Raw genomic sequence first — 24,083 nt, forward strand, 5'->3', positions numbered from 1 at the left:
AATATAGTAAATTTACCTGTAGATGATGTTTCCTCGGTATCGTATGTATGGCTGAGGCAAATTCATAATGTCAACAATCAAATTAAAATAAACTGTGAGCGAAACTAAAAAAAGATTCAGAGCTGGCGTACTGCACGGTGACGAAGTAACAGAGCTTTTCAAGTATGCCAACGAAAATAACTTTGCCCTTCCGGCTGTAAACGTTATTGGCTCTAACTCTATAAATGCTGTGCTGGAAACAGCACGGGATGTCAATTCTCCTGTCATTATCCAGTTCTCACATAGCGGTGCGCAATTTAATGCTGGCAAAGGTTTGGCAAATGAGCTACAGAAGTCTGCTATTGCAGGTGCTGTTGCCGGTGCCCGCCACGTGCATATAATGGCCGAGGCCTACGGCGTGCCCGTTGTACTGCACACCGACCACGCTGCTAAAAAACTATTACCTTGGATAGACGGCATGTTAGACGCCGGAGAGAAATACTTTGCGGAGCACGGCAAACCATTGTTCAGCTCGCACATGCTGGACTTATCGGAAGAAGAGCTACAGGAAAACATTGAAACCTGCGCTGAATACCTCAGACGCATGGACAAGATGGGTATGACTGTAGAAATTGAATTGGGCGTAACCGGTGGCGAGGAAGACGGTGTCGACAACTCTGATGTAGATTCCTCCCGCCTCTACACACAGCCGGAAGAAGTGGCTTATGCCTACGAGGTGCTGAACCAGATTAGCCACCGCTTTACCATTGCAGCCGCTTTTGGAAATGTACATGGGGTATATAAGCCAGGCAATGTAGAGTTACGCCCGGAAATTCTGAAGAACTCACAGGAGTTTATTCAGCAGAAATACGGCACAGGTCAAAACCCGGTACATTTTGTGTTCCATGGTGGTTCCGGATCTGAAAAGGCTAAAATTACAGAAGCTATCGAGTATGGTGCCATCAAAATGAACATCGACACGGATATGCAGTGGGCTTTCTGGGAAGGTATCAGGGACTACTATGAATCTAAAAAGGCTTACCTTCAAACACAGTTGGGTAACCCGGAGGGAGACGATGTACCAAATAAGAAGTTCTATGATCCACGTGTCTGGCTACGCGAAGGGGAGAAAACTTTTACAAAGCGTTTGAAAGAAGCTTTCGAAGATTTAAATGCTATCAACCGTAACGCATAAGTATACCTATACTAAAACAAAAGAGGTGGGGTCTAATGGCTCCACCTCTTCTGTTTTTTTTAATTCTCCGGAAAAAAGGAATGACTTTAGATATTGGTGAGTTCCCGGTGCTCCAGGAGCCACTGGAAAATCTTTTCTGTGTCTTCTTTTTTGCAGAGTTCAGAACCCGGAGTCATCGTGGCGGCTGTGCCGGCTGCTACTCCATAGCGCACTATTTCATCTAAGCTCATGCCTTTGAGAAGGCTCATCACCATGCCGCCCACCATACTGTCTCCGGCGCCCACTGCGCTTTTTTGCTTAACAGCAGGCGACAAAACATAGCTGATACCTTTTTCTTTAGACGCTACCATGGCACCACGTGGGCCTAATGATACTACCAGCACCTCACATTTCCCTTCAGAGAGAATCTGCATCGCAATCTGCTCCTGTTCGAGTGCCGAGACTTCTTCTTTACCCACCAGCGCTGCAAACTCCAGCAGGTTTGGTTTAAGCAGGTACACCCCCTCTCCGGCCGCTTTCAGCAAAGCATCGCCTGACGTATCTACGATCAATTTGAATCCACGGCGGTTCGCCATTTGGGCTAATTGCAGATAAAAATCATCCGGAACTCCAGGAGGCAAACTACCGCTCGCTACTACGTACTTTGGCAGTTTCTCATCAGGAGTCTCCTCCAGTTTAATTATACACTGCTTCCACTCCTCTTCAGAAACCTCTGGCCCCGGCATACCAAACCGGTACTGATTGCCAGAGTCTTCCTCCATCACCATCAGGTTTTCGCGGGTCCAGTTTTTTGTTTTAATGGCTTTAAAGGATATACCCTCCTCCTTAAGCAGGTTACAGAGCACCTCCCCAGACGGACCACCAGCTAAGAACCAGGCACATGATTCTCCGCCCAGTTTTTTGATGGCACGGGAAACATTGATGCCTCCTCCGCCCGGCTCAAAAAACGGGCTTCGGCAACGTATCTTTTTCTCTGGCTGCACCCGGTTGGCATATGTACTTTTATCTAAAGCCGGGTTAAGTGTTATGGTAATTATATCGTGCATAAGAATTTACTTTAAAGGATGTACGGCAGTGTTGCAAGAGGGGGTGCCAGATATTTACGTCTCTGCCTTCTAACTGTTAGTATTGAATTCCCGCTTCTCCCCTGTTTTGATGGTGTAGACGGTGCCATTCACGCCAATCTGCACTTCTTTCGCCCAGCCTTTGTCGTTGATTACGACCATCTTGTTGTGTGTGAACTGAAGGGAGAGCCAATGGCTGCGGTAGCGGAGTTGGAAGTTCAGGCAGCCTATTTCCTCGGGAAGAACCGGGCTAAACCAAAGTACATTATCCCTTATCTCTAAACCTGTAAAACCACGCTGCACCAAATCAACAGTGCCTGCCATAGCGCCTGTATGTATTCCCTCGGGGGTGGTGCCGCCCTGTACGTCTTCCACATCACTCATCAGCGCCATTTCAAAGTTTTTCCAGGATCGCCTGCGGTCTGAACGCGCCAGCACCCATGCGTGCACAATCTTACTCAGCGTAGAACCATGCGAAGTACGTTCCTCATAGTAGGCAATGTTCTCCAGTATATGGTCTGGCATAAAGGTGTAGCCTAGCTGATTAAAAAGATGAAGCAGTTCCTCTGAAGAGAACAGGTAAAAAAGCATGAGCACGTCTGCCTGTTTACTGGCCTTATACCTGTTCACGTTGTCGCCTTCACTCTCCAGGATACGGTCCAGGCGCATTGACTCCCCGTGTTTTTCTTTGTACTCCTCCCAGGGGAACTCCTTTAGCTGCTCATACCCCTCAAACTGCGCAATGATATTGCTTTGGCCAATAAACGGCACAAACATCTTTGTGCTTACGTCCCGCCAGCGCGCAATGTCTGGCTCCGATATACTCAGCTTCTGGAAGAGCTCCTCCAGGCGCGAATCGTCTATCATATCTAGCAACTGCAGGGCACGGTGAATGACCCAGACTGCCATTACATTGGTGTAGGCGTTGTTGCTCAGCCCAGGATCCTCCGAACCGGGATAATCTGCATGGTACTCGTCTGGGCCAACCACACGATGTATCTCAAAGCGGTCTGTCTTCGTGTTGAGTTCCGCTATTGTGGACCAGAAGAGCGCTATGTCGAAAATCATTTCGGCCCCCACAAAAGCTAGGAAGTCCATGTCATCTGTAGTTTGGTAGTACTGCCACACATTGTAGGCTATTGCCGCGTTAATGTGGCGCTGCAGGTAAGTATTGTCTTCCAGCCAGTTCCCTGATTTTGGGTTTAAGTGCACTGCCTGTGTTTCTTCACGGCCATTGCTGCCACTCTGCCATGGAAACATGGCACCCCGGTAACCTGCCTGTGCAGCTGCAAAACGGGCCTCCCGCAAGCGGCGGAAACGATAAAACAGTAGTTCCCGGGTTAGTTCAGGAAGGTGCAGGTTCAGGAACGGGAAGATGAATAATTCGTCCCAGAATATATGCCCCCGGTAGGCCTCGCCGTGGAGTCCACGTGCAGGAACCCCTACATCCAGGCCGATGGTGTTGGGAGAAACAGTTTGGAGAAGGTGGAAAACATGCAGCCGGAGCACCTCGTGTGCTTTGCTGTTGCAGGCAATCTCAAAATCAGTGCGGTTCCAGAGCCGTTGCCATGCCAGCCTGTGCTTTACAAGCAGGTGAGCGAAACTGCCCTGCCTTTCGATGTTGGTGCATGCATCCAGCAGGGGCTCCGAAATAGCCCTATCACGGGACGTATGCAACTGCACCATTTTCTCAACCCGCAGCGGTCGGTTCTGTTGGCAGTTTATGACAAAACACTGAGCTACATAGCCTTTCTCTGACTGCAGTGTGCTCTGAACCTCCTCCCCTTTTGGCTCCATATAGACACGCGTGCGTGCTGCCTGGGCCATCAGAATATTTGACTGTACCGTTTGCACTTCCAGATAAATGGTATCCGAATTATGCTGCCCCTGCTGCAGTGGCTCCAGGTGCTTGCTTTCGTAGTCGCGGTACCGGGCCACGCCGTTATTGATAATCTGGCCATCCAAAGCAGATTTTATTTCTATTTCCCCGGACCAGTTCTGTGGTGTCAGTTCCCACTCAATAGCCGCCACATGGGGATCGGCCATGCTGACCAGCCGCCTGCTGTAGAGGATGCTTTCACGGTCGCTGCTGTCCCGGAAGCGCACTTTACGCTCGAACAGGCCTTGCCGCATGTCCAGCTCCTGCCGGAAGCTAATCACTTCCACCTGGTTTACATCAAACCACTCTTCTGCCTTGTGCCGGAAGGTAAGCGGAAGCCAGTTCGGCCAGTTTACCAGGTCTTCGTTCTCGACTTTTCTACCCGCTACCTCTGAAACCAGCCTGTTATAGCCACCGGCTAAATAAGTGCCCGGGTAGTGGTATTTTTCATCTGCATTAACCTCTTCGAAGGCGCCCCGGGTAGCAAAATAGCCATTCCCTAAGGTGCAGAGGGCCTCCCGCAGCGGTTGCTCTTCCGGCACCCAGCTGTCATATACATGCTTCCAATCATACATTTTGCTGACGCCTGATGGTTTGGGTAAGTGTCTCCAAGAAAGCCTGCACGTCCTCAACGTCCTCCAACCGGTATTCAGCTGCCGTTTTTTCGTCGTGCTCTCCTACCATGATACCGATTCCCTCACCTTGCAAGGTGGCAAAAGCATCCTCATCCGTCAGATCATCCCCAATGTAAAGCGGCACGATGTCAGGCTTGTTCAGATCTAACTCCTCTATCAGCCACCGCACTGCCTTGCCTTTGTGCCAGTCCAGGTTCGGCTTCAGCTCCATCACTTTCTTACCCGGCCCTTTCTTAAGCTCCGGGTGCTGTCCTATCACTTCGTCCGTTACCTGCAGCACTTTGTTTACCTGGTCATCGGCCACGTTGCGGTAATGTACAGCAATGGCATATCGCTTTCGCTCTACCAGCACCCCCTCTACCTCCTTCAACCGATCATCAAGTGTTTTCTGTGCTTTGTCAAGGGCAGGTACAGCCTCAGAGGCACCACCTGGTTCTGTATGCATGTTGTTAGGCCCGGAAATATCAAAGCCATGGGAGCCGGCATAATAAAGGTTATCTAGTTGCACGAGCTTCTCAACATTGGCGCGGTCGCGGCCACTCACTACTGCTACGCTGCATACATTTGCCAGGCGCTTCAGGGTATCCCGCATCTCTTCCGTCATCACAGCATTTTCCGGGTCTTTCACTATCGGGCTCAGGCAGCCATCGTAGTCCAGGAAAACTGCAGGCTTTTTGCCATTAATCAGATTGGGGATGTCCTGTAAGGCAGAGGGAAGATCTTTTGCTTCGTGTTTCTGCACTATTTTGTTTGATTGGTTTTTCATCTGTTATTAGTCTGTTGGAAATTTATCCAGCACCAGGTCGGCGCCGTGTTTTAAAAGTTCTGATGCCTGATCTGTTCTGTTGATGCCTATTACCAACGCAAAGTTACCTGCCTTGCCTGCCTCCACACCGGCCAGTGCATCCTCAAAAACAGCTGCTTCATATGGCTGCACGCCTAATTGCCTGGCTGCCTCCGTAAAAACATCCGGGGCAGGCTTGCCTCTCAGGCCTAATTTTATGGATATGACGCCATCTACCCTTACCTCAAAAAGCTCCTCGAGACCTGCCGCAGCAAGTATGGCCTGGCAATTCTTACTTGCTGAAATTACAGCTGTACGATAACCCTGTTCTAATTTCTTGTTAATGAAGTCTACAGTATCAGGGTATGCCTTCACCCCACCCTGGCGTAGCAAATCATGAAAATAAGTGTTTTTCAGATTTCCCAAACCGGCCACGGTCTCCAGCCCCGGCGTATCAGCCGCTGTTCCCTCAGGCAAAATAATTTTTCGTGAGGCCAGGAAATTGCGCACACCATCGTATCGTGGAATGCCGTCTATGTACTCCCTATAGTCCGTTTCTATATCGAGCGGCTCGTAAGTTAGCCCCGTTCTTTCGCCGCGTTGCAGCAGGTAATCATCAAACATCTTTTTCCAGGCATACGCATGTACTATGGCTGTTTGGGTAATTACTCCGTCCAAATCGAAAATCAGGGCGATTAACTTTTTTTCTGTAAGCAGTTGTGAGAGATAGGATGGCGGCATAAAACAGGCTTTGGCAGGCTTTCTCTAATATTCACTTAAAATTATACTTACCTGTTTTATACCCTTTAAGTTTTTAGAAGCTGTTTTCTTACAGGATCCTTTTCTCCTGCAGCTAAAAATTGTGCGGGGATGCTTGAAGAGATGCCGGCGCTAAAACAAAGAAAGCCTCCTTTTGATAAAGAGGCTTTCTTTGTTTCGCTTTCTGAAACACGCAACGATGTGCGGGAGAATTGGCTTATGAATTTACTGACGACTCGTCGTCTACTTTAACCTCAGCCGCAAACCCTTTTATCACCAGGTCTGCACCGCTGTTCTCAAACATTTCTCTTTTTTGTGTGTGGTCGACACCCACTACCAGCCCAAAACCAGCGTGCTTCGCTCCTTTTATACTGTCAATAGCATCTTCGAACACGGTGGCTTCCTGCGGCTTCACACCCAGTTGCCGTGCTGCCTCCAGGTATATGTCTGGAGCCGGTTTAGTATGCAGTTTCAACTCTGCCGCCACCACTCTGTCTACCCGAACATCGAAAAGCTTTTCAAGGTTGGCCCGCCGGATAATGGTGAGGCAGTTTCTGCTGGCAGAAACAATGGCTGTTTTTATGCCTTCTTCCTTTTGTTGTTGTATCCACTGCACAGCATTTTCAAACACCACAACGCCGTTCTGCTTCAGTAGCTCATGGAAGTAGAAGTCTTTTCGCTCGCCCAGACCAACAATCGTGTTTTCATTCTCATCATCATTCGGGCTCCCCTCAGGCACTTCCACGCCGCGGGATTTCATGAAACTCCGCATCGCATCCAAACGCGGAACACCGTGAACAAAAGCACGGTAATCTTCCATAAAATTGAAGGGTTCGTAATGTTTGCCTTCATGCTCGCCCCGCTGTCTTAAATAGGAGTCGCATAACGTCTTCCACGCTTCCGCATGTAATGCCGCTGTGTTCGTAACAACACCATCCATGTCCAGAATAAGGGCTTTAATATTTTTTTCTTTTATAAGATTGTTCAGACTACTCATATTTATCTATTTTTTTCTTTGCCGTTTTTTCAAGCTTTATGTCAGACAAGTTCTTTCGCTTATGGCTCCACCTCAAGGAATACTTTTGCACCACATGTGTCAGAAGCACCTGATTTCTGCATGATTTGATGCTTTACACCACTCATTGAAATTAGTTGTTTACAAAAGATTTTTTATCACGTTCCGCTGTTCACTATTACAGCCACAGTTGCATGAAGCATACCTGCTTTCGTTTCACCAGCTCCTGCAGAACCGCATACAGAGAGGTTCCCTTACTTCACATGCATTTCAAATATAAGCAGATATCTTTTAAATGTGGTTTTTAAACGATAGAAATTAGCCTCTGACCCATGCTACCTCAAGTGGGCAGCCAAAGCCAGCTGTTATCACCGTTTGTGCTCCTTCTGGTCTGCTTTTCGTGCATAAGGCAGCATCACAGAAAACAAAACTGCTGAAGAGCCTTTCTGATAGCATCTGAAACATCCGCCGCCTGGTATGTGTCAGGGGTTGCCCCGCGTCTGCTCTTCCGGGGGAGTATCATCTTTGTCTGGAATCCGAACAGTGTCCTCACTACTGGTGATATGACCTACGGGCGCCTCGGGTTGCACAGGACCTTTGTGTTGTTTTTGTGCTTCAGCCTTCTCCTCCGTAGAATGATGCGCTTTTTTTTCCTTCATTCCTATACTTTTTTTCCATTCATGGGTATATCCATGTTACCTACGTTACCTACGAAAAATAAAAAACTGAGACTGTTTTGACGACGCTCAAATGTATAACAGAGAAAAGCAAAGCAGGTTAAGAATATTTTCTATACCCGTTTTTGATTCTTTACCCTTATAAAGTTATCATTGCAGGGATAACCTATACAGGTTCCTGGCACAACCTTTTAGCTGCTTATACCTGGAGGGGTGCTATAGAAACAGTGAAAAAAGAAATGTTATGTTGAAAAATTATTCCCCTACTCAAGCCAAAGCCTGGCAAAAACTTGAAAAGCATTATCGTGAGGTCTCTCCGAAACACCTTCGGGAGCTTTTCGCGCAGGACCCGCAACGTTTCGAAACGTTTTCGCTGCAGTTGGAAGACATGCTCTTTGACCTCTCTAAAAACCGCATCACAGAAGAAACACTTCTTTTGTTAACGGAACTGGCGGAAGAAGTGGAATTGCCAGCTGCCATAGAAAGTATGTTCCGCGGTGAGCCAATCAACGCGACAGAGGGAAGAGCTGTGCTGCATACGGCGCTCCGCAACTTCTCTGATGAGTCCCTGCAAGTGGATGGAGAAAACATACTGCCTGAAGTGCGCGAGGTGCAACAACAAATGAAAGCCTTCTGCCATAAGCTGCACAGCGGAGAGTGGACTGGCTATACAGGGAAACAAATAAACCATGTTGTGAACATAGGCATCGGCGGATCAGACCTTGGCCCGCAGATGGTGTGCGAGGCGCTGAAAAGCTATAAAAAGGAAAACATTGACATCAGCTTTATCTCCAACGTGGACGGCACGGATGCGGCCGAAACGCTGCGCCACCTCAACCCGGAGACGACACTGTTCATCATTGCCTCTAAAACTTTTACAACAAAAGAGACCATTACTAACGCAAACACGGCGCGCGAGTGGTTCCTGAAAAAGGCGGAAGACAAAGCGCATGTAAAGAAGCACTTTGTAGCCTTGTCTACCAATGTAGAAGCGGTGGTAGAGTTTGGTATTGCTTCTGAAAACATATTCCGTTTCTGGGACTGGGTTGGCGGCCGTTTCTCCCTATGGTCTGCCATTGGACTTTCTATAGCCTGCGCCCTGGGTTACGATAGGTTTGAGGAACTCCTGAAAGGTGCAGAGGCCATGGACAAGCACTTCCGCCAGGCCCCGCTGCGCCAGAACATACCGGTGCAACTGGCCTTGCTGAGCATCTGGTACACCAACTTCTTTGGCTGCCAGACACATGCTGTGCTGCCATACGACCAGTACCTCCACCTGCTTCCTGACTACCTGCAGCAGCTCATGATGGAGAGCAACGGCAAAAGCACCGACCGCAACGGCCAGCCAGTTAAGTACCAGACACAGCCTGTTATCTGGGGAGCCGCCGGCACCAACAGCCAGCACTCCTTCTTTCAGCTTATTCACCAGGGCACCGTGCTCATTCCTTCCGACTTTATAGCGCCCGCTGTTAGCCAGAACCCACTCGGACAGCACCATGCACTGCTGCTATCTAATTTCTTTGCCCAGACCGAAGCCTTGATGAAAGGTAAAACTGAGGAGGAAGTGCGTGATGAATTAAGCAGGAAAAACATGAGCAGTGAAGCTCTGGAGCAACTGGTGCCGCACAAAGTCTTTGCTGGAAACAAGCCGTCTACCTCCATCATGTTCAAACAAATGACTCCATATGTTTTGGGCAATCTGATTGCAATGTACGAGCATAAAACGTTTGTGCAGGGAGTAGTATGGAACGTATATAGCTTTGACCAGTGGGGTGTGGAGCTAGGGAAGCAGCTGGCAGGCACGATAGAAGGGGAACTGTTGCAGGACAAACAAGAGAACCACGACAGCTCTACAACTGGCTTGATCGACTACTATAGGATTAACCGCTAACCACAACAAGCCTGTCACGTTAAAAGCGAGGTACGCCACAGATGTTGGTGTAACTCGCTTATATGTTTCAGATCTACTCTTACACTACATTTGCTTTTCCTCTTCAGAAGAAGTGGATATACCTCGCAACCCTTCTCCTGGCTTTCATAAGTCTAAGTGGCTGCGCAAATGAAAACTTCTTTCAAGAGGATGCATTGGCTACAGAAGCCGAACTGGACGGCAAAGCCCCCGCAGGACCTGATAGTGTCTGGGTAGTGGCAGGACGCCACTATGACCGCAGTGGACTTCACCGCTTTTTCTGGGGCGACCACCACCGTAAGATATGGGCTACACCTGTTAAACTTCCTGTCTTTAAACTAGACTCTGTTGAAGGTGGGCTTCGGGTGGTTGAAAAAGGCGGTGGTTTTCAAACTACCAGCTTTGAATTGCTGGATAGCGCAGGCCGCTTGTACGCTTTCCGATCCGTGGATAAGGATCCGGTTTCGGTTGTGCCCCCGTTCTGGCAAAAGACCTTTGTGGGCAACGTGTTGCGGGACCAGACTTCCGCTGCTAATCCCTATGGAGCCCTTATAGTACCTGTACTAGCGGAGGCAGCGGGTGTACGCCATGTTAACCCTACCCTTTATTACGTTCCCAGCAACGACACGAGCTTTGGTGAATATGCAGCCGCTGTGCAGGGAAAAGTTTTCATGCTACAGGAAAAGTTTGAGAAAAAAGCGGACCTTACTCCTGCCTTTGAGGATGCCGTGGGTTTCAAAGATACGGACAAAGCCCTGCGTCTCCGCTACGAACACAACACACACCACTTTGTTCAGAAGGAATTTGCCCGGGCACGGCTTTTAGACCTGCTCGTTGGCGATTGGGACCGCCACAAGGGGCAATGGGAATGGGCTGTCCAGAAACAAGGGCCTGATACCTACTACCTCCCTATTCCAAAAGATCGCGACCAGGTCTTCCTGCAGATGGGTGACGGATTGATTCCGTCTATTTTAACAAGTAAGTTTGCAGTGCGCAAATTTCATTCTTTTGATGAGGACTTCAGTGATGTAAAAGCCTACATGATCAATGCAGCATTCATTGATGAACGCTTTCTAAATGAACTGTCGCTGCAGGAGTGGCAGCAGATAGCACAGGACATGCAGGAAAAAATAACGGATGAGGTGATAGAAAAAGCCGTTCGTCAGTTGCCAGATCCCATATACAACCTGAGGGGAGAAAGTCTTATATACAGGTTAAAAAGCAGGCGCGATTTACTTCCAAAAGCAGCCACCCGCATGTATCAGATATTAGCCAAAGAAGTAACCGTGGCTGGTTCTGATGCTGAGGAGCATTTTGTAGTTAACCGCCTCGCCGATAACCGCACAGAAGTCATAGTTAGGAGGCCGGCCACCCCGGGCATTCCTGCAAAACAGCTCTACCACCGCATCTTCCAAAAGAAGGAAACAGAGCTTATTGTGCTGTACGGGCTGGCAGGAGATGATGTGTTTCAGGTAAAAGGCAAAGTGGATGATGCTATTCCTATTAAGATTTACGGTGGCCTGGGTGAAGATGTGATGTCAGACAGTTCCTCCGTTTCAGGCTGGAAAAAGCTGACCAGGATTTACGATACCGAACGAGGCAATGAAATTTACTTCGGCTCAGAGGCACAAGACCGTACCACCCGCGATGTGCGCGTGCACGCCTATGACCGGGAAGGAAACTGATTTAATTAAGAATTCCGAATTACAAATCGTGAAGAAGCATGTTTTATAAATCAGCTTCAAGAGAATTTGGCATACTTTCAGAAACTATGAGCATATACAAAGTTTCGATTTTTACTGTAATTCGATTTTTACTGTAATAAGAAGAAATTCATAATTTGGAATTCTTAATTAATTTAACCCACCTTCTTTTCCCTTGCTACCCGCTTCAGCATTTTAAGCACGAGTTCTTCTGTACCTGACAGGTACTTTTTCTCAGAATCCTCTGCGTCGTGGTGCTTCAGGTATTTGAGGAGTTTATCTTCTTTGAACAGGTTTACTACCTCCGGGTGAATATAGTATTTGCTGCAAACGCTGGGAGTGTTACCCAAACCCCTGGCTACTTCCTTTACCGCTTCTTTTATACTTTTGTCTTTGCTCAGTTCCGGCTTTTCCTCCAGCACATCTTCCAGGCACTCTACCATCCGCACGGTGCCTCCCCAGGTGCGGAAGTCTTTGGCCGTGAAGTCTTCTTCCGTTACCTCGCGCAGGTATTCATTTACATCCCCTGATTCCAGCGTCTGCCGCTCCCCGTTTTCATCATAGTACTGGAACAGGTCATAACCAGGTATGTCCCTGCATTTTTTCACCAAGCGTGCCATCGTTTTATTTTCGAGCTCTATCTCGTGCTCTACTCCTTTCTTCCCCCTGAAAGCGAAGCGGATGTTGTTGCCGTTGATCTTCACATGCTTGTCGCGCAGTGTGGTGAGGCCATAGGACTTATTGGATTTGGCGTAATGACGGTTCCCTATCCGAATCAATGCATTATCCATGAGAGAAAGGACAAGTGCTGTGACTTTGCGCCTGTTCAGCTTTTGAGAATTTATATCCTCCTGAATACGCTCCCGCAGCTTTGGCAGCTGCTCCCCGAATTCAATCATGCGGCCAAACTTGGTCAGGCTGCGGGCTTTCTGCCAGTCCGAATGGTAAATGTATTGCTTGCGCCCTTTCTCGTCACGTCCCGTTACCTGCAGGTGTCCCTTCGGAGATTTACATATCCATACATCCTTCCAGGCAGGCGGGATAACCAGCGATTTCAGTCGCTCGAGTATTTTCTCGTCTGAGATCCGCTCCCCTTTTTCATCCAGAAAATAATAGCCTTTTCCGGCACCCTTGCGGGTATAGCCAGGTTTTTCATCTGTTGTATAACGCAAGCCGGCCCATGCTGCAGATTTGGATGGGTCGGCGTATAGTTCGTGATAGTCGTTCTTCTTTGCCATTGTATAAGGCTTCCTCTTCTCTATTACCCCTGCACATCATACTTTACTTTCAAGCAAAAGTTGTACAATTGGGCAGGCATTAAATAAGCAGGTACAACTTGTTTTTGTTTTAACTTATCTTTGTTGCACTTCATTTAACTATTGTAATGTTGATATCATGCACAAAAACATATCCTACCTCTACGCTTTCTTCGGCTTTTTTATGCTCGCCTGTGGTGTTGTGGCCGTCGATCTGGCGGGTGAGCAGGCCAACACAGCTCTTATAACGGGCGCAGTGGGTGGACTCATGGGGCTTACTGCGGGTCATTTTCTGAACAGGGGAAAGCGGTGGGGCTTTTTGCTTGGCACTGTGGAGGCCGGGCTGTTAACACTGCTGCTGGGCTGGCGGTCTGCTACCTATTTTTTAAAGCTGCTGGGCCAAATGCAACAGTCTCAGGACACAATATCCACTGAGACCGCAGGCATGGCCTTTCTTCTGACTACTGCCATGCTGGTAATCGCCTTCCTTACACTGGCAGTATCTGTTATGTTTGGCAAGCAAGTGTTGAGAGAGACAAAATAGGCGTTTGTCTATTAAATTTTACCGTCTGCAACTCTTCACATATCTTGTTTTTTTATATACATCTACCATAACTAAACAAACATGATTCAGAAAGCTGGATTGAGCTTTGTACTGACAGCAAGCCTGGTTAGTGCGGCTGAGGCTCAGACAAAACTAGTAGAAAAGGTAACCAGGCAAGGCGACGAACTGGTAATTCCTTACAGCAAGTATAAGCTGGCTAATGGCCTCACCCTTATCGTACATGAAGATCATTCCGATCCAGTGGTGCATGTGGATGTGACGTACCATGTAGGTTCCGCCCGCGAAGAAGTAGGAAAATCAGGATTCGCACACTTCTTTGAGCACATGATGTTCCAGGGCTCCGATAACGTAGCCGATGAGGAGCACTTTAAAATTGTATCTGAGTCTGGTGGCACTTTGAATGGCACAACCAACCGCGACCGCACCAACTATTTTGAAACAGTGCCGAGCAACCAGCTGGAGACAGCCATGTGGCTGGAAGCAGACCGCATGGGCTTCTTACTTGATGCCGTAACGCAGCCAAAGTTTGAGGTACAGCGCGAAACGGTAAAGAACGAGCGAGGTCAGAACTACGACAACCGACCATACGGGCTGGTGTATGAGATGACATCTAAAAACCTCTATCCCTACGGGCACCCCTACTCCTGGACAACCATCGGTTACCTGGAGGACTTGAACCGCGTGGATGTAAACGACCTGAAGAACTTCTTCCTGCGCTGGTACGGCCCGAACAATGCCACCTTAACAGTAGGGGGCGATGTGAAGCCTGAAGAGGTAGTAAAGCTGGCAGAAAAATACTTCGGCTCCATACCGGCAGGCCCGGCTGTGCAGGACATGAAGCCGATGGTGCCGAAGCTGACGCAGGACCGTTACGTGTCTTATGAGGACAACGTGCGTTTCCCGATGCTGCGTATGACCTTTCCGGCACCAGAGGCAGGACATAAAGACGAGCCGGCGCTGGATGTGCTGGCAGAAGTAATGGGCCAGGGCAAGAACTCTATCTTCTACAAGAACTTTGTGAAACCAGGCAAGGCAATGAACGCCTCTACCTATAACTCTACTTCTGAGTTAGCTGGTGAATTCGGTATCACTGTGATGGCATACCCGGATACAAAGCTGTCAGAAACTGAAGAACTGGTGCGCAAGTCTTTAGCTGAGTTTGAGACACGCGGCATCAACGACGAAGACCTGACCCGCTACAAAGCCTCTGCAGAGTCCAATCTTATTAATAGTCTCTCCAGCGTGAGCGGTAAGGTATCGCAGCTTGCCTCTTACGAAACTTTCCGCAACAACCCGAACTACATCCAGGAAGAGCTGAAGCGCATCCAGTCGGTAACGAAGGAAGACGTAATGCGGGTGTATAACCAATACATCAAAGGCAACAACAGCGTTATACTGAGTGTAGTGCCGAAAGGCAAAACTGATTTACTGGCTAAAGCCGATAACTACACTATCTCTAAGGAAGGCTTCACGCCGGCGGCAGATGAATACAGCGGCCTGAAGTATACAAAAGCAGTTGACACCTTCGACCGCAGCAAGCGGCCAGCCGCAGGTGCCAACCCTTTTATTAACGTACCTAATTACTATACCAACAAGTTAAAGAATGGATTAAAGGTAATTGGCGCAAAATCCGATGAGGTACCTACCGTCACGTTGCAGCTGACGATACAGGGAGGCCACCGCTTATCTGCCAACGACCCGGGCAAAGCAGGTATCAGCGCATTGACTGCTGACATGATGAACGAGGACACCAAGAACTATACCTCTGAGCAATTGAGCAATGAGCTCGACAAGCTGGGTTCCTCTATCCGCATCAGTTCTGGCACAGAAGAGACAAACATTTATGTGCAGTCGCTGAAAAAGAACCTGGATAAGACGCTGGCGTTGTTGCAGGAGCGCCTGTTCAACCCAAAATTCAACCAGGAAGATTTCGATCGCCTGAAGAAGCAGCAACTGGAAGGTATAGCCAACCAGGCAACGCAGCCAACAGCCATCGCCAACAAAGTATACAACAAGCTTCTTTATGGCGAGAACAACATCATGGCTATCCCTACTTCCGGCACAACACAGACAGTAGAGAACATTACGCTGCAGGACGTTCAGAACTTCTATGAGAAGAACTATTCCCCGTCGGTATCCAGCCTCGTTGTAGTGGGTGATATCTCTGAAAAAGAGATCATGAACAAGCTGGCCTTCCTTAAAAACTGGAAGAAGAAGGATGTAAAGATTCCTGCTGACATTAAAGCGCCATCCATTGAGAAGACACGCATCTATTTCGTGGACAAGCCGGATGCAGCCCAATCTGAAATCAGAATTGGTTACCTTTCTATGCCATACGATGCGACTGGTGAGTTTTACAAAGCCGGTTTAATGAACTATGCCCTGGGTGGGGCCTTCAACAGCCGCATCAACCTGAACCTCCGTGAGGACAAAGGCTATACCTATGGCGCCCGTTCTTACTTTGGAGGCAGCAAGTTCGCTGGTCCGTTCACAGCTTCTGCCGGTGTACGTGCCGATGCTTCTGCTGAGTCGGTAACAGAGTTCATGAAGGAGCTAACCAACTTCAAGACGGAAGGTATCTCGGAAGAGGAGGTTAAGTTTATGAAGAGTTCTATCGGCCAGTCTGATGCGCGAAAGTATGAGACACCTTACCAGAAAGCAGGTTTCTTAGGCCGCATCATTGACTATAACCTGAACAAGGACTTTGTGAAAAAGCAAACTGATATTCTGAACAACATCACCAAGAAAGACATCGATGCGTTGGCAGCTAAAAACCTGCCGGTAGAGAACATGCACATTGTGGTGGTGGGCGACAAGAAAACAGTACTGCCGAAGTTGGAGGCTATGCCGTATGAGGTCATAGAGTTAGACACTGACGGCAATCCTATCGGAAGCTCATCAGTTAAATAATCCATTGATTTTCACTCTGAAGAGAGCCCTTGCAATTGCAAGGGCTCTCTTGTTTTGTACTGTTCGTGATGCGTCGCTATGCATACAGTTGTAACCGTACCTGCCTATAAAGTCGTAATGCAGGATGCACGGGACGTTGTTTTGCTCGTGGATTAATAATTGCCAGAACCACCGGAATAAAGGCACACGTAACGATGCACTACAATACGCTTACAAATTCATGATAAAGATTAAAAATACTTTTTGTTTGATGGCTGTACTGGGCATGTTCATGTTCAGCGGCTGCAAAGACAATGACGGTGTCATTTTTTCGATACAGGATGATATCATGCTGGGGCAGCAGGTTTCAGAGGAAGTAGACTCCACTTATAGGGCACAGGGCAAACTATTAGAGCGTGACAGCAATGCCAGCACACAGCAGGCTTACCAGAACCTGGACCGCATCGTGAGCCGCATCCTTTCTTCCGGTGCCGTAAAGTACAAGCAGGAGTTTCCGTGGACGGTAAAAATCATCCGGGATGATGAAACACTCAATGCCTTTGCCACACCCGGCGGGCATATCTATGTTTTTACCGGCCTCCTTAAATATTTAGAGGATGAAGACCACTTTGCCGGTGTACTCGCGCACGAAATTGCCCACGCTGATAAGCGCCATAGTGTAAAGCAGCTGCAGCGGGACTATGGTATAGCACTGCTTCTATCCGTAGCCTTGGGTAACGACCCTGGAGTTCTGCAGCAGATAGCTGCACAGCTGGCGGGAAACCTGACAGGACTGAAGTTTGGCCGTGACGCTGAAACGGAAGCCGACAATGCCTCCGTAGAATACCTGGGAGGGACAGATTATTATGCCTGTGATGGCGCAGCTGGCTTCTTTATTAAGTTAGAACAGGAACAGCAGCAACCGGGCGTACCTGAATTCTTAAGCACCCATCCTAACCCTGGCAACCGCATCCAGAACATTCAGCAGCTGGCAGCACAGAAAGGATGCAAGACCAGCTCGGCCCCTGACACTGACTTCAACCAGCTTAAGAACGCACTCAAACTTTAAATTGTAAATGCCTGCCCAACCCGCAGGCATTTTATTTTGAAACATGAAAAAGATGAAAGAGAAAGCAATCAGAACCATATTAAAGGCAGAGGATAAAATAGACAACCTAACCTATGAGCTCAAAAACAAGCTCGGTTTAAACCGCCCCCTGCACATCGTTACGTACCGAAGCTACGGCACCCCCAACCGGCTTTATGTAAAGGGGCGGGTGATGGTAAACAAAGGTATAACCCGATCAGAGGAGAATGATACACTCTGGGAAAACATCCTGAACATGTATCGCCGGTTCGAGAGTGATGAGATTCCGAACGCGCGCGTACAACTTACGCAGGAGGGGCAGCAGCATGAAATTACTACGGATGGTGAAGGCTATTTTGTGCTGAACATTGAGCCGACGGTGCCGCTGCAGTTAGATGATATCTGGCACAAAATAGATATCAAACTGTTAGAGGCACCAGTGAATTTTGAGGGAGACATAACTGAGCCCGCATACGTACTGGTACCTCCGCCCGACGCTGAATACGGTATCATTTCCGACATCGACGACACCATTGTGCGCACCGGGGCAACCAGCCTCTTGGAAACGGGCCGCAACGTGCTGCTAAACAACGCGCACACCCGCATCCCTTTTCATGGGGTGTCACAGTTTTATCGCTCCCTGCAGTTGGGTCGAAACGGCAAGCGGAACAACCCTTTCTTCTACGTTTCCAGCAGCCCCTGGAATACCTACGACCTGCTGTACCATTACCTGGAACTGAACGAAATCCCGCAGGGTCCCCTCCTGCTCCGCGACTTTGGAATTGATGAGCAGAAGTTTGGTTCCTCTGACCACATGAGCCACAAGTACAAAGAGATTGCCAACTTACTGGTGACGTACCCTAAGCTGAACTTTATACTGATAGGTGACAGCGGGCAGCAGGATGCTCAGATATACAGCGAAGTGGTAAAGAACCATCCGGGCCGCATTATGGCCATCTACATCCGTGATGTGAACATTGAAGCACGCACCAAAGCCGTGACCACTATAGCAGACGAGCTAAAGCAGAGCGGTGAGGTTGAAATGTTACTGGTGAAAGACACTGCTGCTGCCGCTGAACATGCAGCAGAAAATGGGTTTATATTTACAGAGCAGGTGCAGGAAGTGAAACGTGAAGTGGAGATAGACGAAGAAGGGGACGCTTAAAACTTTCACCTGTAGTTACAGGTAGTGTAGGAATGCTAAAATATTTTAGAAGGAATATACTTTAGCAGCGGAAGGAACGGTTATATATACAACTTGTATATACCTGAACCTCATCCTGTACCAATGAAGTTAAACTTCCGGAACAAAAAACCTGTAGTGAAGTCGCCTGTAAAAAAGAGCTTGGCCAGAGAGTGGGGTGACGCCATTATGTTCGCAGTGGTCTTTGCCAGCATTATCCGGTGGGCAACGTTTGAGGCCTATGCCATTCCAACGCCCTCTATGGAGAAATCGCTTCTGGTGGGTGATTACCTGTTTGTCAGCAAACTCCATTACGGCTCCCGCACACCTGCTACGCCCCTTCAGGTTCCGCTTACGCACCAGACCATTTGGGGAACAGAAATCCCTTCTTATTCTAATGCCCTGCAGCTAAAGTCTTTCCGGTTGCCTGGTTTTTCAGAAATCAAGTATAATGATGCTGTCGTTTTCAATTACCCTGTCGAGGAAGGGCGGCCGCTGGACTTAAAAACATACTATATCAAACGATGTGTCGGTTTAGCCGGTGACACTATTTCGATACGTGACACACAGATTTACATCAACGGCAAAGTTATGGTAAACCCGGGGGAGAGACAGTTTGCCTATTTTCTGAAAACGGATAGGGTTTTAAACGACAGCTTCTTCAGAGAACGCGATATTACAGAAACCCACCAAACTCCTGATGGTTATGTGATCCTCACGAGTCCTGCTAAAGCGCAGCAGCTGGCCTCCATCGATTTCATCCAGGAGGTAACACAAAAGAAGGAGCTTCTGGGGGTTGCAGGTGCCGGCATTTTCCCACATGCACCTGAACGCTACAAGTGGAACGAAGACAACTTCGGGCCCCTGTACCTGCCTGAAAAAGGAGCTACAGTTGCCATCACACCTAAAACCCTTCCCCTGTACCAAAAGGTGATCCTGGAGTATGAGCAAAACGAAAAAGCTGAGGTGCAGAACGGAAAACTTTATTTGAATGGCAATGAGGTAAAGCAGTATACATTCAAGCAGAACTACTACTTCATGATGGGAGACAACCGCCATAACTCCCTCGACTCCCGTTACTGGGGCTTTGTTCCCGAGGATCATGTGGTGGGGAAAGCGGTCTTCGTATGGATGTCGGTGTATGCAGATGGTGATGGACTATTAGATAAAGTTCGTTGGAACCGCCTGTTCAGTGCCATCAGATAAACCAGCGCTTCCTTTTTAACTGGAGTGGTCGGCAATAATTCTCCAGCCGTCACTAAACTTTCTGAAGATAACTGAGAAATGGCCTTCCAGGTCACCTGCAGCAACCTTGCGGTTCAGGCGCCACTTCCCTACTACCAGCATCGTCTCCGGCGATAGCTGCCGCATTTCTTTTATGTTGAATGATAGTTGGCCCATGGCAGAAGCATCCGGATAGCCACGCTTGTAATTGTCTAAGGTATGCTGCCAGCCGTAAGTGAGCCCGCGGGAACCAATAAACAGCAGGGAGTCAGATTTCCAGTAGCCCTGCATATAACACTCCAGGTCACCCCGGCTCCAGCAGATGCTCTGCTCCTCCAACACAGCACGTACATCCTTTTTAGCAGTAGAAGCCTGGAGCGCCAGTTTATTTGTGCAGGCTGTAGTGCAGGCAAGGCTAAAACTAAGCAACAAACACAGGCTATTTCTCATCTTTCTCCGGAAGTATGTCTTTAATATAAACAGTTCCGCCCAGGCTTCCCATGGCCCGGGCAATACGGCCACGGCGTTTCCGGATGTAGGCAGAGGGGTTCTGCGCTGAAAACTTAATGGGGTTTGGAAGCACGGCTGCCAGTAATGCCGCCTGCTGGCGCCCAACCTCTTTGGCTGGCTTTTTGAAGAACTTCTGAGAGGCAGCTTCTACCCCAAACACGCCATCGCCCATTTCGGCTATGTTCAGGTATACTTCTATGATGCGTTCTTTCCCCCAGAGCACTTCTATCAACATGGTGAAGTAGGCTTCTACTGCTTTTCTGAAGTAGCTGCGACCATGCCATAGGAACACATTTTTAGCCACCTGTTGGCTGATGGTGCTTCCGCCCCGGATATTACCTCCTTTGCGGTTTCGCTTTACTGCATCTAAGATGGCATCTACATCAAAGCCATTGTGTATCAGAAAACGCTGATCTTCTGAGGCCACAACAGCCAAAGGCAACTGCTCCGACATCTCCTCCAGCGATACATATTTATAGTTGATATTTGGTTCTCCCTTGCCAGTAGAACCGGCCTGAGCACGTCGTTGCACCATGTGCAGGGTAGCGGGCGGCGCAACCCATCTGTACAGCAAAACCCACACAACACTCAGCAGGAACAGGCACAGTAACAGCTTCACGATAAGCAGCCTTACTGTCCGGAATCCCAAACCCTTTTTTGCCATTTTTGTACAATTGTCCTAAGGCCGCAAAGGTAAGCAGTTTAAGAAACTTAGCAAGCCGGAATTTCCGATCTCGCCCGCCTTCTGCTAACACTACTGCACTGCTTGCGTAATAAATTTTAAACAGATGATGCCCAACAAACACGCTTGTATTTAGTTAAAGTATTAGAAAATTACCAAATGAAGAAGTACCTCCCGCTTTTCCCCCTGAGTATTGTCGTGTTTCCGGGCGAGAAACTGAACCTGCATGTTTTCGAGCCGCGTTATAAACAACTCGTACTGGATTGCACGGAGAACAACAAAACATTTGGTATACCTGCCTATATACAAAGTGGTGTGGGAGTATATGGCACCGAAGTAGAAATACTTAATATCGAAAAGAAGTATGACAACGGTGAGATGGATATCCGGACAAGGGGCCTGAAGATCTTTAGAATTCTGCACTTTGACAGGATGGCTCCGGGCAGGCTTTACGCAGGCGGCGAGGTAGAGGAAGTAGAGAACAATGGTGATGGCGATATCATCAGGAAACTGAACATAACCGAGTGCCTGAAACTACTGTATGATGCCCTCGGTGTCAGCAAGTTGTTTCTTGAACTGCCTGAAAACTACAAAAGCTTTGACATTGCACACCACCTGGGCCTTACAACGGAACAGGAATATGCACTGCTGCAACTGGAAAGCGAGACTGAGCGGCAGGAGGCTATTTACCTGCACTTACAGCAAATTCTGCCGGTGGTGCAGGAAACTGAGCGGCTAAAAGACAGGGTCCGGCTGAACGGGCACTTTAAACACCTGCTGCCGCCTGACTTTTAACCCTGAGCCACAACTCAGGCAAAAGTCAAGACTTGAAGGATGTGCATCTCTTTTGTCTCTCGGCTCTGTTCCGCTTGCTCACCCTCTTTCTATACAACAACAGACAATTATGCTGACATACTTTCTCATTATTATACCGACACTGCTTTTCTCGTTTATAGCATTCAGCTATTGGCAGGAGCGAAAGTACAGGCGCAAGGCATTTTATAAGCTGTCTGATGTTGGCTGGCAACGCTTTTCTCCACCCGCTGATGCCGAGCTGGTGCATTCTGTTGCCATGGTAGGAGACCCTGGTGCTGTAGCCACCGATGGCTCAGACCCTGTCATGCAGTTACTGGAGGTATGGAAGGAAAGTGCAGGGGAAGCAGGTACTGTCGTTTTCTTGGGAGACATTATCTATCCGATTGGTTTACCGGCTCCGGGGCATCGCCAACGCGACACTGCCACCAAACGCTTGGATGTACTCTTGGAAAGCATTTTGAATTTCCAGGGCAAGGGCATTTTTCTTAGCGGCAACCACGACTGGCTGAAAGGTCGTGAGGGTGGTTATGAGCAGATGCTGCGCCAGGAACATTACGTGCGGGAAAAGACACAGGACGAAAACAGCTACCTTCCCCGAAACGGCTGCCCGGGGCCTGTCAGCATGCAGTTAGCAGAGGGGCTGCTGCTGGTTGTCATTAACACCCAATGGTTTGTTCAGCGCGGAAAAAAGCCCTTAGGAAGCAAATACGGTTGCCCCTATGAAGATATTGAAGAGTTTTTTATCTCCTTCAACAGTATCCTGCGCAAAAACAGGCACCAGCGGGTATTAGTAGCAGCACACCACCCGCTTTACAGCAATGCCATGCATGGTGGCAAGTTTACCATGAAGCAACACATTTTTCCCCTGACAGCAGCACATAAGCGAATATATATTCCCCTGCCAATTTTTGGGTCGCTTTACCCCTTTTACCGCAAAATGTTTGGTGCCTATGAAGACATGTCGCACCGCAAGTACAAGAAAATGCGCAAAAGACTGTTGCGCATCATGAACAGGTACAGCAACGTGATTTATGTTGCTGGCCACGACCATAATCTACAGCATTTCGAGATACAGCAAAACCACTATATAGTGAGCGGCTCTGGCAGCAAAACAGCTTTTGTGAAGAAAGGCGGTCGTGCAACTTTCACGCTGGAGGAACTTGGCTTCTTTGTGATAAACTACTACAACAATGGTGATGTATGGATGGAGGCTCTTGCCGTAGCGGAGCCAAACGAAGAAATGGTTGTGTTCCGGAAAAGACTGGACAGCGTGTTACATCCAAAGCAGCAGGTAACTGCCGATGCCTGATGCTTAAAGTTCCGCATCATCTTGGTACTCCGGCAAAATAACTTTCAGGCTCTTAGGGTGCATCTGCACTTCAATTTTCTCTCCAAGGTCAATGGGCTCCCCGTCTATGTGCAGCACTTCATGCTCCAGGTTATAGATAGTAGCTGTCTTACAGGAAAGGCGGCGTGTATATACGGAGGTGTCAATACTGTCGGTATACAGTTTATAAAGGATGGCTATACCTGCTGCTTTCGGGAAAGGCTCTATCAGGCAGATTTCAAAGCGTCCATCGTTTAGGACTCCGTTCGGGTTGATACTGGCATTGCTTCCGAAGGCATTAGCATTGGCAATGGTCACCATAAAAGCCTTGCCCTCAAACGTCTCTAAATCCGTTTCTATCCGATATACTTTAGACTCATATCCAAGGTATTCCTGCAGTGCAACACGGGCGTAAGCACCCGGACCGCGTGTTCCGCCTTCACAAAAGCCTTTTACAACAAGCGCATTAAAACCAAGATCACTCAGGTGGATGGAAGGGTGCCCGTTTAAGGTAACGGTGTCAATGTTCCGGATAATGTTCTGGTGAATCAGTTCCAGCGCCTCTTCTGTATCCTGAGGAATACCAAGGTCCTTAGACAGGCCATTGCCCGAGCCAAGCGGAATAATGCCCAGGGGAGTGTCTGTTTCAATCAGCAGCGAAGCAACTATACTCACTGTTCCGTCTCCTCCGGCAGTAAAAACACCATCATACTGGTTCTTTGCCAGTAAGGCTTTTACAACCTCCTTATCTTTCTCACCAGTTGTCCGGTAGATGTCATAGGCCACGTTGTGTTCGTTGCAAATCGTTATAATTTCCTCCTGTAGCTCATCTTTATCTATATCTCCGGCAATAGGATTTATGACGAAGAGCAGGTTCTTGAGCTTTTTTATTTCCATTGCATTGGGTGTTGTGCATGTTATACCTGCCTCTTGATACGGAAAATG

The 24,083-nt window shown here is 48.4% G+C and carries 20 protein-coding genes; 10 read left to right on the forward strand and 10 right to left on the reverse strand.

Features of this window, described 5'->3' with window-relative positions:
- The first annotated feature begins 94 nt into the window (after positions 1–94).
- A complete protein-coding gene (gene fbaA, locus ACFS7Z_RS02685; RefSeq protein WP_377480473.1) occupies positions 95–1,174 on the forward strand; it encodes a class II fructose-bisphosphate aldolase in 1,080 nt (359 codons plus the stop codon).
- An 86-nt stretch (positions 1,175–1,260) separates the two neighbouring features.
- Here the strand turns inward: fbaA and ACFS7Z_RS02690 are convergent, their stop codons facing one another.
- From ACFS7Z_RS02690 to ACFS7Z_RS02715, 6 genes are all read right to left on the reverse strand, one after another.
- Positions 1,261–2,220 (reverse strand): 1-phosphofructokinase family hexose kinase, encoded by a 960-nt coding sequence (locus ACFS7Z_RS02690; protein ID WP_377480477.1) that lies wholly within the window; start codon positions 2,218–2,220, stop codon positions 1,261–1,263.
- 69 nt (positions 2,221–2,289) lie between these two features.
- The gene (locus tag ACFS7Z_RS02695; RefSeq protein WP_377480481.1) at positions 2,290–4,692 is read right to left on the reverse strand and encodes a glycoside hydrolase family 65 protein; all 2,403 of its coding nucleotides are present in this window, start codon (positions 4,690–4,692) and stop codon (positions 2,290–2,292) included.
- Positions 4,685–5,518 carry a trehalose-phosphatase gene (gene otsB, locus ACFS7Z_RS02700; RefSeq protein WP_377480484.1) on the reverse strand — a complete coding sequence of 278 codons (834 nt, stop codon included), beginning with the start codon at positions 5,516–5,518 and terminating at the stop codon, positions 4,685–4,687. The genes ACFS7Z_RS02695 and otsB overlap by 8 nt, the downstream gene beginning before the upstream one ends.
- A gap of 6 nt (positions 5,519–5,524) precedes the next feature.
- Complete coding sequence (locus ACFS7Z_RS02705) at positions 5,525–6,277, reverse strand: beta-phosphoglucomutase family hydrolase (RefSeq protein WP_377480487.1); 753 nt, start codon at positions 6,275–6,277, stop codon at positions 5,525–5,527.
- A gap of 235 nt (positions 6,278–6,512) precedes the next feature.
- Positions 6,513–7,292: a beta-phosphoglucomutase family hydrolase gene (locus ACFS7Z_RS02710; RefSeq protein ID WP_377480490.1), complete on the reverse strand. Its 780-nt coding sequence runs from the start codon at positions 7,290–7,292 to the stop codon at positions 6,513–6,515.
- Positions 7,293–7,792: 500 nt separating this feature from the next.
- A complete protein-coding gene (locus ACFS7Z_RS02715; RefSeq protein WP_377480493.1) occupies positions 7,793–7,969 on the reverse strand; it encodes a hypothetical protein in 177 nt (58 codons plus the stop codon).
- Positions 7,970–8,231: 262 nt separating this feature from the next.
- On the opposite strand from ACFS7Z_RS02715, the gene pgi reads away from it, so the two are divergent.
- Together pgi and ACFS7Z_RS02725 are read left to right on the forward strand one after the other, a co-directional pair.
- Positions 8,232–9,878, forward strand: coding sequence for a glucose-6-phosphate isomerase (gene pgi / locus ACFS7Z_RS02720; RefSeq protein WP_377480495.1), 1,647 nt, complete (start codon positions 8,232–8,234; stop codon positions 9,876–9,878).
- A gap of 62 nt (positions 9,879–9,940) precedes the next feature.
- On the forward strand, positions 9,941–11,581 hold the full coding sequence (locus ACFS7Z_RS02725) for a hypothetical protein (RefSeq protein WP_377480498.1): 1,641 nt from the start codon (positions 9,941–9,943) through the stop codon (positions 11,579–11,581).
- 173 nt (positions 11,582–11,754) lie between these two features.
- Here the strand turns inward: ACFS7Z_RS02725 and ACFS7Z_RS02730 are convergent, their stop codons facing one another.
- Positions 11,755–12,837 carry a DNA topoisomerase IB gene (locus tag ACFS7Z_RS02730; protein WP_377480501.1) on the reverse strand — a complete coding sequence of 361 codons (1,083 nt, stop codon included), beginning with the start codon at positions 12,835–12,837 and terminating at the stop codon, positions 11,755–11,757.
- A gap of 157 nt (positions 12,838–12,994) precedes the next feature.
- On the opposite strand from ACFS7Z_RS02730, the gene ACFS7Z_RS02735 reads away from it, so the two are divergent.
- From ACFS7Z_RS02735 to lepB, 5 genes are all read left to right on the forward strand, one after another.
- Positions 12,995–13,399 carry a hypothetical protein gene (locus tag ACFS7Z_RS02735; RefSeq protein WP_377480504.1) on the forward strand — a complete coding sequence of 135 codons (405 nt, stop codon included), beginning with the start codon at positions 12,995–12,997 and terminating at the stop codon, positions 13,397–13,399.
- An 81-nt stretch (positions 13,400–13,480) separates the two neighbouring features.
- The gene (locus tag ACFS7Z_RS02740) at positions 13,481–16,330 is read left to right on the forward strand and encodes a M16 family metallopeptidase (RefSeq protein ID WP_377480507.1); all 2,850 of its coding nucleotides are present in this window, start codon (positions 13,481–13,483) and stop codon (positions 16,328–16,330) included.
- A gap of 220 nt (positions 16,331–16,550) precedes the next feature.
- Positions 16,551–17,378: a M48 family metalloprotease gene (locus tag ACFS7Z_RS02745; protein WP_377480510.1), complete on the forward strand. Its 828-nt coding sequence runs from the start codon at positions 16,551–16,553 to the stop codon at positions 17,376–17,378.
- A 52-nt stretch (positions 17,379–17,430) separates the two neighbouring features.
- A complete protein-coding gene (locus ACFS7Z_RS02750; protein WP_377480513.1) occupies positions 17,431–18,561 on the forward strand; it encodes an App1 family protein in 1,131 nt (376 codons plus the stop codon).
- Between the two features lie 123 nt (positions 18,562–18,684).
- Positions 18,685–19,785 carry a signal peptidase I gene (gene lepB, locus ACFS7Z_RS02755; protein WP_377480517.1) on the forward strand — a complete coding sequence of 367 codons (1,101 nt, stop codon included), beginning with the start codon at positions 18,685–18,687 and terminating at the stop codon, positions 19,783–19,785.
- A gap of 15 nt (positions 19,786–19,800) precedes the next feature.
- Here lepB and ACFS7Z_RS02760 read toward each other — a convergent pair whose 3' ends face one another.
- Entirely contained in the window at positions 19,801–20,253 is a 453-nt protein-coding gene (locus tag ACFS7Z_RS02760) for a YybH family protein (RefSeq protein ID WP_377480519.1), read from the reverse strand.
- A complete protein-coding gene (gene mtgA, locus ACFS7Z_RS02765; protein ID WP_377480522.1) occupies positions 20,243–20,977 on the reverse strand; it encodes a monofunctional biosynthetic peptidoglycan transglycosylase in 735 nt (244 codons plus the stop codon). The genes ACFS7Z_RS02760 and mtgA overlap by 11 nt, the downstream gene beginning before the upstream one ends.
- 177 nt (positions 20,978–21,154) lie before the next feature.
- On the opposite strand from mtgA, the gene ACFS7Z_RS02770 reads away from it, so the two are divergent.
- A complete protein-coding gene (locus ACFS7Z_RS02770; RefSeq protein ID WP_377480525.1) occupies positions 21,155–21,790 on the forward strand; it encodes an LON peptidase substrate-binding domain-containing protein in 636 nt (211 codons plus the stop codon).
- Between the two features lie 109 nt (positions 21,791–21,899).
- Positions 21,900–23,120 carry a metallophosphoesterase gene (locus ACFS7Z_RS02775; RefSeq protein WP_377480529.1) on the forward strand — a complete coding sequence of 407 codons (1,221 nt, stop codon included), beginning with the start codon at positions 21,900–21,902 and terminating at the stop codon, positions 23,118–23,120.
- A gap of 3 nt (positions 23,121–23,123) precedes the next feature.
- On the opposite strand, the gene ACFS7Z_RS02780 is transcribed toward ACFS7Z_RS02775, so the two are convergent.
- Positions 23,124–24,035, reverse strand: coding sequence for a diacylglycerol/lipid kinase family protein (locus ACFS7Z_RS02780; protein ID WP_377480532.1), 912 nt, complete (start codon positions 24,033–24,035; stop codon positions 23,124–23,126).
- Between the last annotated feature and the right edge of the window lie 48 nt (positions 24,036–24,083).

The sequence above is a fragment of the Pontibacter toksunensis genome, from assembly GCF_042686245.1.
Lineage (GTDB): Bacteria > Bacteroidota > Bacteroidia > Cytophagales > Hymenobacteraceae > Pontibacter > Pontibacter toksunensis.